The organism is Gilliamella sp. Pra-s52, assembly GCF_009795805.1.
GTDB lineage: Bacteria > Pseudomonadota > Gammaproteobacteria > Enterobacterales > Orbaceae > Gilliamella.
Genome location: NZ_WTEY01000005.1, coordinates 42,140 through 56,951, shown reverse-complemented (window position 1 = coordinate 56,951; position 14,812 = coordinate 42,140). Strand labels below are relative to the sequence as shown.

Below are 14,812 nucleotides of genomic sequence, written 5' to 3'. Positions count from 1 at the left end.
ATAGATAAAATTATAAAAAACAAACTTATTTAAATCTATCTAATTTTTAGATTGTTCTGTTTTAAATTTATTTTTTTGTTTTAAATCAAATTGATATTAATTATTTTTATCTTTCTTTAATTTTTGGCACACTTTTAGCAAATTATAATAATGAATCACAAAAAAGGTTTTATCGCCCAAGAAAAAGGGGATAACATCTCAAAATAAAACTGAACTTGTAAACTTAGTAACTTAACGTTGCATGAAATTTAGATGGAATTAAAAATGAGTCAATATAACTTATTACAAACAGATAACGCAAAACCAATAAAAATGTGGACAAAAGGCGTGCCTGTTGAAGAAGAAGCCAAAACCCAATTAACCAAAACGGCACAATTACCGTTTATTTTTAAACATATCGCCGTCATGCCCGATGTACATGTAGGAAAAGGATCGACTATCGGTAGTGTGATCCCAACCATCGGGGCAATTATACCAGCAACAGTAGGCGTTGATATTGGCTGTGGAATGATTGCCGTGCAAACATCCTTATTAGCACATGATTTACCTGACAATTTATTACCATTACGGCATGAAATTGAAAAAGCAGTACCTCATGGTATAACACCAAAACATAAAGGTCGAGATAATGGTAGCTGGCAAAATCCACCATCACTAATCGATAGTTATTGGCAACAGCTATTACCCGGTTTTGAAAAATTAACTGAAAAATACCCACGTTTTTTAAATACTAATAACTACCGACATTTAGGAACACTCGGCACTGGCAACCATTTTATCGAAATTTGTTTGGACGAAGCCGATCGAGTTTGGATTATGTTGCATAGTGGATCACGTGGTGTAGGTAATGCTATTGGTAGCTTTTTTATAGAAATGGCTAAAAAAGATATGGAGAACCATATCAAAAATCTACCCGATAAAGATTTGGCTTATTTACAAGAAGGCACTGAACATTTTCATGATTATATTGATGCCGTACATTGGGCGCAAGAATTTGCAAGACTCAACCGTGAAGCCATGATGAATAATGTTATTTTAGCAATGCGTAAAGTCATTACTAAACCATTTACCACCCACATGTCGGCGGTAAATTGTCACCATAACTATGTACAAAAAGAGCAACATTTTGGTGAAGAAATTTTCATTACGCGTAAAGGTGCGGTGTCTGCTCGAAAAGGTGAGCTAGGGATTATTCCAGGCTCAATGGGCGCAAAAAGCTATATTGTGCGAGGACTTGGTAATGAAGAAAGTTTCTGTTCATGCTCGCATGGTGCAGGGCGAGTTATGAGCCGAACTGAAGCCAAAAAGAAATTTACCATTGAAGACCAAATTAAAGCAACAGCGCATGTTGAATGCCGTAAAGATGCCAACGTGATTGATGAAATCCCAATGGCATACAAAGATATCGATGCAGTAATGACAGCCCAAAATGAACTGGTCGAAATTGTCCATCAATTACGGCAAGTCGTATGTGTGAAAGGGTAAAAAATATTGAGGAGCAATCCTCGATATTGGTGGAAATAAAAATATTAAAAACCCTAATTATATCAATGATGCATCTAAAATAATGCATTACTATCGTGATTATTCAATTTGATTTAAATAACTAATCATTCTAACAATAAAATATTTAAAGGATTAACAATGAAAGAAAATACTCAAAATTCAACGACAGAACGATCAGATATGGCTACTACTCAACCATTTCCAATGGTATGGGATAACAATAAAATCAGTATTTATCAATTTTTACTGCCTTATCAAAATGCTGAAAAACTGCCTGAAATAGCCCAAACACTTCCTGATGAATCATCTGATGATACAAAATTAAAATGGGCGGCAGGGGCCATGGATGGGGTTAGCAATCATCATGGCGCATCATCTGAACAAACATGTGTTGAAGAAATTTTAACGTTACTAATCACAATATCAACACAACCCAATAAACACGATATCGAAAAACTTTACACCTTAATAAATACGGAAGGTACTTTAAGTTTTATTGATGATTTAAGTGATGCAATACCAAAAGTTGACATTGATTTTGATAAGTTATATGAATTTACCTATTGGTTAGCAACAAATAGCCCTGATCGTGAAATCATTAAGTTTAGTATTGCTGTATTAGGATGTTTTACTACCGAACAAACAGACTTATTTTTATTATTAGGCATGCATGAAGAGTTTACCTTATATTCAGCCGTTGCATTACAAAACACCTTATCATCACCAGAACAAGTCGAAAATGCCTTAGTTACTTTAGCTAAAAAAGTGGATGGTTGGGGTAGGATCCATATCGTTGAACGATTAGCCGGATATCAATTATCATCAACAACTAAAGATTGGTTATTAAGAGCGGGTTATCAAAATAGCGTTATGAACGAATATCTTGCTTATACTTGCGCAACAGCAGGTGAATTAAATCAAGTTTTAGAACAAGATTGTGTTGATTTAGCTTTATTAGAATCTGCGGGTGAAATTTTAGAAGCACTCATCATGGGCGGACCAGCCGAAGATATGCACTGTTATGAGGAAGGTGCTGTTGTTTGTTTAAATTATTTAAAACATTTACTAAAACTACCCTCATTAGCTGAACTCCCCCCTTTACGGACAGTATTGACTATACGTGATTTTATTATCAACCAGCTTGATGAAAGTTATCCTAGTTGGGATGAAAAAATAAAAAATGCAATTATTGAAAAAGCAAATGAGTTTATCCATCAAGATAAATGGTTAGCATTGATTGAACACGATTTAATAACTGATAATAGCAGTAAATTTTGGTTAGCGGCTGATCTTTACACACAATTTGGATTTGATGCATGGGATGCGCGTTTTGCATATCAAAAAAATCATCAGGATGAACAGTGGTATTATTTAATGCAAACCGATGATATACAAAGAGTACAACAAGTTATGCAGTTAGCTGGCCAACAATATGACTTTACAAAAATCGCAACTGGGCCAGCGCTAGAATCTGCATTTGGCATCAAATATAAAGCACACCGTGCATTGGATGCTATTTTACAAGAGCTCAACCGGTTTCCATGTGTTGGCGAAGATCTTATATTAATTGGTCTAAACAGCCCAGTAATACGCAACCGAAACATGGCATTAAATGCGATTGAAGCTTGGGATAGACAATGTTGGACAAATAAACTAATGCTTGCCTTGCAAGGGCTTATTACAAACGAACCTGATGATGAAATTAAAAAAAGGTTGGCAACGCTACTTGCTTCGCACAATAGTTAAATGTAACTACTCCTTAAAATAGTACAACCCAAAAGTAGAAAATTTTCTATGATAAAACTAAAAGAGGATTTGAATCTGAAAATTAGAAAAGCGTTTACCAACAGGGAAAATCACATGATATCACCATTAAATTTAAAACACTAAAACAGATAGCATAATTTTCTACTTGAATTGTGTACTAACTATGGGGTATTTACGAGTTCCACAGTATAAAATTGTTGGGCAATTTTCTGGCTGATTAGAGCTATTAATTATTGCTTCAAAGTAAGCTTATTTGATATTTTTTGTATCCCACCAATAGAATAATGACAGCATAATAAAATTGCCGGATATATTATAAAATTAAGGGTTATCATTGATGTGATACCTAACATCCCCATAATAAAATTTAGATTAAAAATCAATTTATTATTATCTTCAACAATTAACATGAATAAAATTGGAGACATTAAGGTAATGATAAAACCAATTGGCACTGCGCAAATCACTAAACCTATCGGTTGTTTTATTTTATTTAAAAGAAAGATTGAAATTAGAATAAAACAGAAATAACACAAACCATAACATATCAAATAATATAATTCTGGTGTGCGATGTTTTGCGATAATCATTCGATAACACCATTGGTAACTTAGATAGGCACCTATAAAGTTAAACAATACGATAATTAATAAATTAATTATTTTCATTAGATTGCCCTTTTTTGTCTTCAATCTCTTTTACCGCTTCTTCCAAAGAGCCTGGTAACCGATAAAGTTCTTGTAGACCATATTCATCTAAAACTCATGAAATGGCATATGCACAATATGGGAAATAAGGAGGAATTTCATAATTACCATTAATAATTCTTTTTTCAATATTGAGAGCTTGATCTCGTGTTAAAGTGATTTCGCGTTGAGAAACATAATCTCCATCTTGTGCATGGTATTTTACAAATTGCTCTATTGAAAAAGGGATGTCTCCATCATCATAAAAAGCATCTGCTTGTCCTCGATATTGCCGCATATAATCCCCATTAGGATCAAAAATTAAAGGAGTTTTACCTTTGATATGAATATAAAGAGCAGAATGTGTACCTAGTTGTGTGAAATTGTTCATCCTTGTAGTAAATAAATAAGCTTCGACATCTTGCTGACTATTTTTTTCTACTTTATTGGTTAAATTGTTATATATGTCACTTTTTACAGAGGTATTTGTCATTCTGACAAAATGGCTATTTTGATTTTTTGCACCAACAAAAATGGTACTTTTTGTTGCTATAATTTTATTATAACCAACTGGCGAACATTTACATGCAATGATACAACCATCGTAAGCAGCGGGTTTACCCGCAATGATAAAATTATCGGTACCCTCTATAATTTTTCCAGTATTTTCACATTTAGGGCAGTAGGCATAATCCCCAATACAAGCGACCCCCTTCAATTGGCAAAAACTTTGATCCGATGCTGAAATGATTTTGCCACCGGTAGTGGTGTTATCGCCTAGAACGGCTATCCGCTTACTCATAGTGATTTCCCTGTTGCTTATTTAAACATAACCTTGATTATATTGCATTAATTAACCAAATGGTAACTCTATTTTATTGGGTTGATGGAGGATAAAAGATATGCCACATTAGCTAACTATTGTCAAATAAAGCGATATCAACGTTACCGTCAAACATGGTTAGACATTCACACTGGTGACACGTTTTTACCCGCTGGCAAATCTCATTTTAGATCTAAATCATCGTAATATTTTATGTATTTGTAAAAAATATTCAGGATTCTATACCGTTTCAATCATAAATCATTATGCTCAATGATTTCTGGTAATAGGCAAAAGGCTTTAAATGCGTTAAAAATTCAGATATAAAATAAATAACCTAAAGGAATAGTTGCAATGCAAAACAGCATAAAACCAAAATTAGAAGAATTAGCACAACAACATAATATCCATATACTTTACGCCTGTGAATCGGGCTGTCGGGCATGGGGTTCCCTTCGCCAAATAGCGATTATGATGTACGTTTTATTTATGTTCATCCGTTGGATAAGTATTTGGCTATTGATAATCCTACCTCACATTTAACTTTTACTATTGATGATGAACTGGATTTGCATGGTTGGAATTTAAAAAAGACTTTTTAATTAAATCGATCAACTGGTTGGCTTTAAAATGGAACAATTATCGTACATAAAAATGGACAACCTTTTTATAGATTGCCCATATCGCTTGCTTAATCCGGCTGTTGCAACCAATATATAGCCTCATAAGGTTTTAAGCTTATTTCAGTGTTTAGTGGTGAGGTATTGGAGTAATTACTCAACAATCTTTGCCAGCCAATAGTTTGCAACTCTTTTGGTAATTGCCATTTAACGGATTTATCGGTCAGATTGGCTATCACGAGTAACGTTTGATTATTCCAACGTCTGACATAGCACCAATAATCGGCAATATCTGGCGTTAAATCTTGATAATCACCAAAAATAAAAATCGGGTACGTTTTGCGTAATTTAATTAAGGTTTGATAGCAATAAAATATCGAATCAGGATCATCGAGTGCCGCTTTGACATTAATTTGAGGATAATTATTAGCAATCTCAATCCAAGACCTACCTTGAGTAAAGCCTGCATTGGCTGAATTATCCCATTGCATTGGCGTTCGGCTATTGTCTCTGGATTTGCTAGCAAGGATTGCTAAAATTTTGGCTTTAGGCATTCCTTCTGCTAGTTTTTCTTGATAGATGTTAAGGCTTTCCACATCTTTATATTGTGAAATATCAGTAAAATGAGGATTGGTCATACCGATTTCCTCACCTTGATAAAGATAAGGAGTGCCTTGTAGACCATACAGCAGCATGGCTAACATTTTGGCAGATTGTTTGTGATATTGGCTTTCATTACCAAGGCGTGAGACGATACGAGGTTGATCATGATTACACCAAAAAATTGCATTCCAAGCCTTACCGTGCATGCCTGTTTGCCAATAACCAAGGATTTTTTTGAGTTCAAGTAAATCGGGCTTAGCCAGCGTCCATTTATCACCGTTTGGATAATCGATTTTTAGATGATGAAAGTTAAACGTCATGGTCAATTCTTTACCATCTAAGCTAGCATATTTTTGGCAGCTTTCTAATGTGGTGGATGACATTTCGCCAACTGTTTTAAGGTCATTGGGTTGAAACACATCTTGACTGATTTCTTGTAAAAATTCATGAATTTTTGGGCCATCGGTATAAAATCGACGACCATCGCCATTTTCATCATCAGGAAAATCTTGCTGTTTTGAAACTAAATTAATCACATCAAGCCTTAATGCATCAACGCCTTTATCTGCCCAAAATTGACATACTTTTTTGATTTCTTGACGAACAGTTGGGTTTTCCCAATTAAGATCAGCTTGCTGTTTAGCAAATAAGTGTAAATAGTACTGTTTTGATTGTTCATGCCATTGCCATGCTTTACCGCCAAATTTTGACCGCCAATTGTTAGGCTCAACGCCATCAGCTTTGGCATCTTTCCAAATATAAAATGAACGATAAGGGCTTGACTTATCTAAAGCTGATTTAAACCATGGGTGTTCGGTTGATGTGTGATTAAATACCATATCCATCATAATGCGAATACCACGCTCATGCGCTTGTTTAACCAATCGCTCAAAATCAGCCATTGAACCATAGCTCGGATCTATATCATAATAATCCGACACATCATAACCGTTATCAATTTGTGGGGATGGATAAATCGGCGTTAACCAAATGGCACAAATCCCCAAATTTTTAAGATAATCTAATCGGCTAATAATGCCTAATAAATCACCCGTTGAACCACAACCACTGGCTTGGAAACTTTTGGGATAGATCTGGTAAATAGTACCATTTTGCCACCAAGGGATATCAATTTTATTCATTGTTTGCTCTTTATTATTCATCTTTTTTTCATAAATTAACCGCTCGATGATAAGAACGGTTAATGGTTATAACTAGGGTTTAGCGAATATCTAACGTACCTTTTTTAAGTTTTATTTTATAAACGATCGAAGTTAAAGCAATCGGAACCACAATTGCCACAATCATCGCCAAAGCATAAATCGACCAATAAATAGGTTTAATTGATAAAATACCCGGCAAACCACCAACCCCAATACCATTAGATAACACACCAAACAAACCACAAATTAATCCTGCTAATGCTGAGCCAATCATGGCGCATAGCATTGGGAATTTATAACGTAGATTGATGCCATACATGGCTGGCTCGGTGACACCTAAATAAGCCGATATAGCAGCAGGAACTGACACTTCACGCTCATTATGTTTTTTACTAACTAAAATAATACCCACAACAGCCGAAGCCTGAGCAATATTTGATAAAGCAATAATTGGCCAAATTGGCGTGCCCCCCATACTTTCTGTCATTTGTAAGTCAATCGCAAGGGTTGTATGGTGAATACCGGTAATAACCAATGGTGAATAAAAGAAACCGAAAATAGCAGCACCAATAAAGGCATAATCACCCGTCATTAAATATTTCACAATAAAAGCAATACCATTACCTAGCATTCGCCCAAAAGGTCCCAATAAAAAATGTGCTAAAAAGACGGATAGTAACAAGGCTACAATCGGCACTATCACCAAATTTAGATAGTCTGGCACAATTTTGCGTAATCGTGTTTCGATCCAACCCAACGCTAAACCTGCAAAAATAGACGGAATGACCTGCGCTTGATAGCCGACTTTTTCGATACTAAACCAACCAAAATCCCAAACATCAGGTATTTTACTACCAAGGTCATAAGCGTTCATCAATTGTGGTGAAACCAAAGTGATGCCTAAAACAATACCTAAAACTGGCGACCCTCCCATTTTTTTCACCGTAGACCAGCAAATGGCAACGGGTAAAAAGTGGAAAATCGCCTCGCAAGGTAGCCAAAGTATACTGTAAATTGGTGTCAACCAATGATAGGTTTGTATAAGTGGTTTATCATCAATCGTTGGCATTTCGCCAATAATATTACGCACACCTAATAACAAACCACCTGCAATTAATGCTGGTAACAATGGCACAAAAATTTCGGCTAAATTGGAAATCAGTCTTTCAAAAAAAGACATATTTTGTTTTGCTGCTACTTTAGTTTGTTCTTTGCTTGCCTCGTTTAAATTTAATTGCTGGATAAGTGATTGATAATAACTATCAACATCAGTACCAATAATTACCTGAAATTGACCAGCATTATTAAAACAACCTTTTACAAAAGGCAGTTCTTCTATGGCTTGAACATCGGCTATCTTAGGATCAACTAAGGCAAACCTTAATCTTGTTAAACAGTGAGTAACACTGGCAATATTTTTACTTCCACCAACCAACTCAATTAATTGCTTGATTGATTCTATTGCTATTGTTGTACTTTTAGCCATAATCTTATTCTCTCCTTAGTTAAGCCAAATTGAAGCTTACACTATTTTAACTTTATCAATAGACTAACTATTTTGGGGTTGCAATTCACTATAGATTGGATCCATTTATTAATAAATGGAAACATACTCTTGTTTGTGACTAATGTCACATATTGCAGTCAAATAAGCACAAATTAAATAAACATGATTACTGGCTTTATTTAATAAATAAGCACTGTTAACTAACAGCTAAAACAAAAATAAGATGTAATATAGAGTATTAAAAAGCCTTTATAACCTTATATTTATTGCCATCTTTACGGTAAAAAATTAAAGACTAATCTAAAACCATTCTTATATCAGTTAATGCTTAGACGCTTAAAAGGAGCAAAATATGAAAATTGCAGTCATTGGTGCAAGCGGTAAAGTAGGGCAACTTTTGGTAAAAGAAGCTATTTCACGAGGTCATCACGTTACTGCGATTGTGCGTAAACCAAATCAACATCTCGATCCCAAAGCAACTGTGCTAATTAAAGATCTATTTGAATTAACCTATGGTGATTTAAAACCCTATGATGTGATTATTGATGCATTTGGCACATGGGCACTTGAATCACTGCCATTGCATCAAACCAGTTTAAAACATTTAACCGATATCTTGAGCGGTAAAGCTAATCGCCTATTAATAGTTGGCGGTGCAGGAAGTTTATACGTTAATCCACAACATTCAATCCGTTTGGTTGATACACCTGATTTTCCTGATGAATTTAAACCATTAGCAACCAATATGGCAAAAGCACTTGATGAACTTAGACAATGCAATGATGTGCAATGGACTTATTTAAGCCCAGCAATTGAGTTTAACGCTGATGGCGAAAGGACAGGGCATTATATTATAGGAGGCGAAGAAGTGTTATTTAACAACAAAGGAAAAAGCCAAATTAGTTATGCCGATTATGCCATTGCCATGATTGACGAAGCAGAAACAGCTAAATATATTAAGCAACGCTTTACTGTGGCTAGTGAGTGATATTACTAAAATATAGAAAAACACCACATTGTTTATAGCAGGTAAACAATGTGAATAAATCCTATATCTAATACAAGTTTGTTTTAAATTTTTCCTAATGCAAGTATATGAAAAAAATATATTTATCGATTTATCTAACAAATTATCTGCCAAATAAACGATTAAAAAACCCCTTCCTTTTCTTTTGATAAAATGGCTTTTCATCCTTGATTGCTTGTTGACCAAATTCAGTATCAGCGACAATAAAATCAATAAACATATCTTTAGCAAGGAAAGATTGCGCTGCTTGACCTAAATCATTAAATATTGCTTTTTCATCCACACCTTTTGGGATATCAAGAACAACTAAATAACGCTGTTGCTGATTTTGCAGCATTAATCTTAAATAGGCTGAGTTAACTTCCAATTTATTTTGTAAATAATCCTTGAGCATATCAACCAACAAATGAGGGTATTGTTCAGGAGTACCAATAACAACTTTAGTCTCTTTAGGAATATAAATTTCTTTTCTGTTTTCTGTTGAAGGCGAGTTATCAGTAAATACTTCTGACAACATGGAACGATCTAATTGAATACTATGACCAAATGGATTAATAACGACACCTTTACATCCATCTGAATCATTAAGTAATGTTTGATAATAGGATAAATCTACAACTAACGTTTGTTGATCTTCAATATTTTGCCATTTCCTTAATTCATCCCAATCAGTAAATACAGGAAAGAAATTCTCATTCTCAACATTACTGATTGCAACAAAAGAAAGTACGGTGTCTTGTTGCAAGGTAATAGTGTTATCGTCATTGCTTTCAATATCATTTGGTAAATCCATTGTAATGGGGGCTAATAACTTTGCTGATTTTAAATTATCAAACAAATTTTTTGTGTTTCTAACGATGGTATTTGATTAAATGCCTGTAATGCTTCGATTAATTTGGGATTGGTTACCGGTTGGTTAATATTAAAACTCATGACTTAATTTCCTTATTCCTTATTATTTATTAACTGCTCATGACAGAATTTATTTAGTATAATAGAAAAATACCAACAAATTTTATTTTCTTTTAAATTGTTAATTTTCAGTTTTTCAAACTATACAAATTTTCAAAAAATACAACAATTCAAGCACCTAATAAAATTTGCCACTTTTCCTTATAATGTCTAGCTCTATTCTGTTTTATAGGAATAGGATTTTTACTTATTTAGCTAGGATTTGAAACTAATTACCGCTAAAATACGACGCAATTGTGTTGGTTATGGAATAAATCAAAAATAAACCGATGATACTTTCATGCCAAAATAAATTAGTTAATGAGGTTGATACGTTGTGATTACATCTGAAGAGATTAAAAGTCGGTTATGGGATGGCGCCAATGAGCTGCGTGGTTCGATGGATGCCAGTCGTTATAAAGACTATATGTTAGGTTTAATGTTTTATAAATTTTTAAGCGATAAAACATTATCATCATTTAAAATGATGATAACCAGAGATGAGATCACGCAGTCCGAGCTTATCGCTAATTATCATAAAAGCATGGCTGAACGTGGCCCTCAATTAGAAAGCATACTGCAAAATACGCTAGGTTATTATGTTTTACCCGAACACCTTTATCAAACTTGGATTGAAGATATAAATAAAGGTAATTTTGAAGTGCAAAAAGTGATCGACAGCTTAAATCACTTTGAGCGTTCAATTGCCAATAGCAAAGATGCCGATGACTTTAAGAATCTGTTTTCTAATTCAACCTTAGATTTAACCGATACCGCACTTGGTAGTAATTTACACGAACGCAGTAAAAATATTAAAGCCTTAATCTTATTATTTGCCGATCTTGACATGGTTGCTTTACAAAAAGGCGATGTATTAGGCGATGCTTATGAATACCTGATTGGACAATTTGCCATGGAATCGGGTAAAAAAGCGGGGGAATTCTATACTCCCCGTCAAGTAAGTGAAGTAATGGCGCAAATCGCCGCCAAAACGCCAAATATTCGTTCAATTTATGACCCAACGGTGGGGTCTGGCTCATTGTTACTAACCGTTAAAAAACATTTAACAAAACAAGCACAACAAAGCTTAACCTATTACGGCCAAGAAAAAAATACCGCAACCTATAATTTGGTGCGTATGAATTTATTACTGCATGAAGTCAAACCAAATAAAATGACCATTAAAAATGGTGATACCTTAGCGCAGGATTGGCCAGAAGACCCAGAGCGCCCTAGCGAAGGGGTGCAGTTTGATGCAGTGGTGATGAACCCCCCGTATTCTGTAAAAAACTGGAATCGTGCTGGGCTAAAAGTGAGCGATCCCCGTTTTGAAATAGCAGGCGTATTACCGCCCGATTCAAAAGGTGACTTTGCCTTTTTATTACATGGGCTATTCCATTTAGGGCAAAGTGGTACTATGACGATCGTATTGCCGCATGGGATCCTATTCCGTGGCGCTGCTGAGGGCGAAATCCGTAAACGATTATTAGAAAAAAACTATATTGATACCGTAATTGGCTTGCCTAGTAATCTTTTTACCAACACTGGCATTCCCGTTGTTATTTTAGTGTTAAAAAAGAATCGTCAACTGACCGATCCGGTATTAATCATTGATGCATCAAATACTTTTATAAAAGTGGGTAAGCAAAATGTCTTGCAAGAAAAAGACATCGCCAAAATTGTTGATACTTATGTATCACGTCAAGAACAAGCGGGTTATAGTCATTTAGCCACTCGCCAAGAAATTATCGCCAATGAATACAACCTCAATATCCCTCGTTATATTGATACCATTGATGATGATATTGCTCACGACGTTGAAGGTCATTTATTAGGTGGCATACCACAGCACAATATTGAGCAACTTACTGTTATTCGTGCCACCACGCCTGACGTATTGCAGGCGGCATTAGCACCTGTGCGTCCGCACTATTTCACCTTAAAAGAAGAAATTAGCGAATTAAGCGCTAAAATCTTAAATGATGAACGGGTACAACAGCAATCGGCGCAATTAGCAAAACAAACGCAAGCTTATATAGAGCGATATTGGTCACAAATCATTGCAATTAATGATGCTGAGCAAATTCACCCACTAATGGAAGCCATGTTAAACGACATAAAAAGCCTGCTAGCTAGCTTTAATCACCTTGATATCTATGACGGCTATCAGATTATTGCCGAAATTTGGCAAAATTCATTACTGCATGATAGTGAAATTATTTCAGCACCTAAAACTAATTTTTATACCGCAGCACGTAACCGAGTACCCAATATGGTCAACAAAGGTAGTGGTGCTAAAAAACGGTCTGAGCAAGACGGCTTTATTAGCAGCCTAATTCCAAGCGAATTAATTGCCCGTGAATTATATGCCGATAAGCTAACCAATATCGACAACAATAAACAGCAAATCCAAACGCTAGAAAGCGAACTTACGGATCTTATTGAAGCGGCCAAAGTCGAAGACAACCCTGAGTACGATGCGCTGTATGAATCGTTGAAAAAGAACGATGATGACGAACCGTTAGACTCATTGGATAACAAAAAACTTAAACAAGAGTTAAAAGATACACCCAAAGATGCTGAAACCTATTTAATACTTAAAAAAGTCGATAAATTAATCAGCCAAAAATCCACATTAAGTAAACAAATCAAAATGGAAGAATTGGCATTAAAAGAAGCGGTACAAGAACGGATTTTAAGCTTAACTAATGAAGAAATTGACAGACTAATGTACAAAAAATGGTTTGGTAATACCATTGCGTTACTGGGAGAATTAATCGAAAAACCGATTAAAGCCGAATTAAAAACCCTGCAAATGTTAAACGAACGTTATCAAGATACCTTAACTTCTATCGATAAAGAAATCGAACAACTCGAAGCCGAGTTACAAGCGATGATGCAAGATCTGGTGGTAACGCAATGAGTGCAAGTAAAAAATTAATCCCTAAGCGGCGGTTTAAACAATTTAGTGGTAATTGGAATATAACTACTTTAGGAAAAATAGCGGAAATAGTTAGAGGGGCAAGCCCCCGCCCCATCCAAGATCAAAAATGGTTTGATAAAAAATCAGACATTGGTTGGTTGCGTATTTCCGATGTTACCGAGCAGGAAGGACGTATTTATTATTTAGAACAACGCTTATCTGTAGCTGGTCAAGAAAAAACACGAGTATTATACGAACCTCATTTACTATTAAGTATAGCGGCTACCGTTGGTAAGCCCGTTATAAATTATATTAAAACAGGTGTCCACGATGGTTTTTTGATTTTTCTGAATCCTAAATTTCATCGAGAATTTCTATTTCAATATTTAGATATGTTTAAATTACAATGGCAAAAATATGGACAACCAGGCAGCCAGGTTAATTTAAACTCGGATATCGTTAAAAACCATAATATTGAGTTACCCAATAGTGATGAACAAACCCAAATAGGCGGATTCTTTAAGAAACTTGATAACCTAATTAACACTCAACAAAAAAAATTAGAAAAAGCCAAAACCTTAAAATCTGCCTATCTGACGGAAATGTTTCCAAATGAGGGAGAATTAAAGCCTAGATTGCGGTTTAGTGGTTTTTGTGAAGATTGGACATCTAATAAATTAGGGAATGTTACAATATGGAGCAAGGGAGCTAATTTAGCAAAAGATGTATTAAATAGTGAAGATAACGGACATCCAGTAATACACTATGCTGACTTATATAAATTTTCTCCCGTAATTGATAATGTAATTCATTGGTCTGAAAGTAACGAAGGTAATATTATACCAACAAATTCTTTACTTTTCCCTATGTCAGATGTTACTCCTAGAGGTCTGGCTCGAACCACTACTATCACTAAAAAAAATGTAAAAGCTGGTAGCGATACTTTAATTGCAACAATTTCAGATGAAATTAATGCAGAATATTTATCTTATCAAATAAATGCTAATCATAAGAAAATTTTTCCTTTAGTGACAGGAACTACAGTCAAACATATTAGTGCCAACTCTTTGTCAACATTATTTATTACACTAACGGATATAATTGAACAAGATAAAATATCAACATTTTTTAATTTATTAGAAAAGCACATAAATTTAGAACAAAAAAAATTAGATAAATTAAAAAACATCAAACAAGCTTATTTAAACGAAATGTTTGTATAAAAAGGAGTTAAGG

10 protein-coding genes and 1 pseudogene are annotated in these 14,812 nt (G+C 34.7%); 6 read left to right on the top strand and 5 right to left on the bottom strand.

Translation table 11 applies throughout. The annotated features are described in order from the left end of the window. Positions 1 to 264: 264 nt before the first annotated feature. The gene (locus GQ594_RS05650; RefSeq protein WP_202112488.1) at positions 265 to 1,485 is read left to right on the top strand and encodes an RtcB family protein; all 1,221 of its coding nucleotides are present in this window, start codon (positions 265 to 267) and stop codon (positions 1,483 to 1,485) included. Positions 1,486 to 1,644: 159 nt separating this feature from the next. Further along, positions 1,645 to 3,252, top strand: coding sequence for a hypothetical protein (locus tag GQ594_RS05645; protein WP_160411776.1), 1,608 nt, complete (start codon positions 1,645 to 1,647; stop codon positions 3,250 to 3,252). Positions 3,253 to 3,503: 251 nt separating this feature from the next. On the opposite strand, the gene GQ594_RS05640 is transcribed toward GQ594_RS05645, so the two are convergent. Further along, the gene (locus tag GQ594_RS05640; RefSeq protein ID WP_160416513.1) at positions 3,504 to 3,863 is read right to left on the bottom strand and encodes a hypothetical protein; all 360 of its coding nucleotides are present in this window, start codon (positions 3,861 to 3,863) and stop codon (positions 3,504 to 3,506) included. A gap of 172 nt (positions 3,864 to 4,035) precedes the next feature. Continuing rightward, the gene (locus GQ594_RS05635; RefSeq protein ID WP_160411778.1) at positions 4,036 to 4,761 is read right to left on the bottom strand and encodes a PAAR domain-containing protein; all 726 of its coding nucleotides are present in this window, start codon (positions 4,759 to 4,761) and stop codon (positions 4,036 to 4,038) included. A 375-nt stretch (positions 4,762 to 5,136) separates the two neighbouring features. On the opposite strand from GQ594_RS05635, the pseudogene GQ594_RS12450 reads away from it, so the two are divergent. After that, positions 5,137 to 5,384, top strand: a pseudogene (locus tag GQ594_RS12450) (nucleotidyltransferase domain-containing protein). A gap of 89 nt (positions 5,385 to 5,473) precedes the next feature. Here GQ594_RS12450 and treC read toward each other — a convergent pair. After that, complete coding sequence (gene treC / locus GQ594_RS05625) at positions 5,474 to 7,147, bottom strand: alpha,alpha-phosphotrehalase (protein ID WP_160411779.1); 1,674 nt, start codon at positions 7,145 to 7,147, stop codon at positions 5,474 to 5,476. A gap of 79 nt (positions 7,148 to 7,226) precedes the next feature. Further along, positions 7,227 to 8,654 (bottom strand): PTS trehalose transporter subunit IIBC, encoded by a 1,428-nt coding sequence (treB, locus tag GQ594_RS05620; protein WP_160411780.1) that lies wholly within the window; start codon positions 8,652 to 8,654, stop codon positions 7,227 to 7,229. A gap of 373 nt (positions 8,655 to 9,027) precedes the next feature. On the opposite strand from treB, the gene GQ594_RS05615 reads away from it, so the two are divergent. Continuing rightward, entirely contained in the window at positions 9,028 to 9,663 is a 636-nt protein-coding gene (locus GQ594_RS05615; protein ID WP_160411781.1) for an NAD(P)-dependent oxidoreductase, read from the top strand. A gap of 142 nt (positions 9,664 to 9,805) precedes the next feature. On the opposite strand, the gene GQ594_RS05610 is transcribed toward GQ594_RS05615, so the two are convergent. Continuing rightward, a complete protein-coding gene (locus GQ594_RS05610) occupies positions 9,806 to 10,540 on the bottom strand; it encodes an enhanced serine sensitivity protein SseB (RefSeq protein WP_160411782.1) in 735 nt (244 codons plus the stop codon). Between the two features lie 450 nt (positions 10,541 to 10,990). On the opposite strand from GQ594_RS05610, the gene GQ594_RS05605 reads away from it, so the two are divergent. Both GQ594_RS05605 and GQ594_RS05600 read left to right on the top strand, forming a co-directional pair. Then, entirely contained in the window at positions 10,991 to 13,576 is a 2,586-nt protein-coding gene (locus tag GQ594_RS05605) for a type I restriction-modification system subunit M (RefSeq protein ID WP_160411783.1), read from the top strand. Further along, positions 13,573 to 14,799: a restriction endonuclease subunit S gene (locus GQ594_RS05600; RefSeq protein ID WP_160411784.1), complete on the top strand. Its 1,227-nt coding sequence runs from the start codon at positions 13,573 to 13,575 to the stop codon at positions 14,797 to 14,799. The genes GQ594_RS05605 and GQ594_RS05600 overlap by 4 nt, the downstream gene beginning before the upstream one ends. Positions 14,800 to 14,812 lie beyond the last annotated feature (13 nt).

Bases quoted from the DNA above. Each gene is read 5' to 3' on its own strand.
- GQ594_RS05650 (WP_202112488.1), top strand. From the start codon at position 265: ATGAGTCAATATAACTTATTACAAACAGATAACGCAAAACCAATAAAA.
- GQ594_RS05645 (WP_160411776.1), top strand. From the start codon at position 1,645: ATGAAAGAAAATACTCAAAATTCAACGACAGAACGATCAGATATGGCT.
- GQ594_RS05640 (WP_160416513.1), bottom strand. From the start codon at position 3,863: ATGATTATCGCAAAACATCGCACACCAGAATTATATTATTTGATATGT.
- GQ594_RS05635 (WP_160411778.1), bottom strand. From the start codon at position 4,761: ATGAGTAAGCGGATAGCCGTTCTAGGCGATAACACCACTACCGGTGGC.
- treC (WP_160411779.1), bottom strand. From the start codon at position 7,147: ATGAATAAAATTGATATCCCTTGGTGGCAAAATGGTACTATTTACCAG.
- treB (WP_160411780.1), bottom strand. From the start codon at position 8,654: ATGGCTAAAAGTACAACAATAGCAATAGAATCAATCAAGCAATTAATT.
- GQ594_RS05615 (WP_160411781.1), top strand. From the start codon at position 9,028: ATGAAAATTGCAGTCATTGGTGCAAGCGGTAAAGTAGGGCAACTTTTG.
- GQ594_RS05600 (WP_160411784.1), top strand. From the start codon at position 13,573: ATGAGTGCAAGTAAAAAATTAATCCCTAAGCGGCGGTTTAAACAATTT.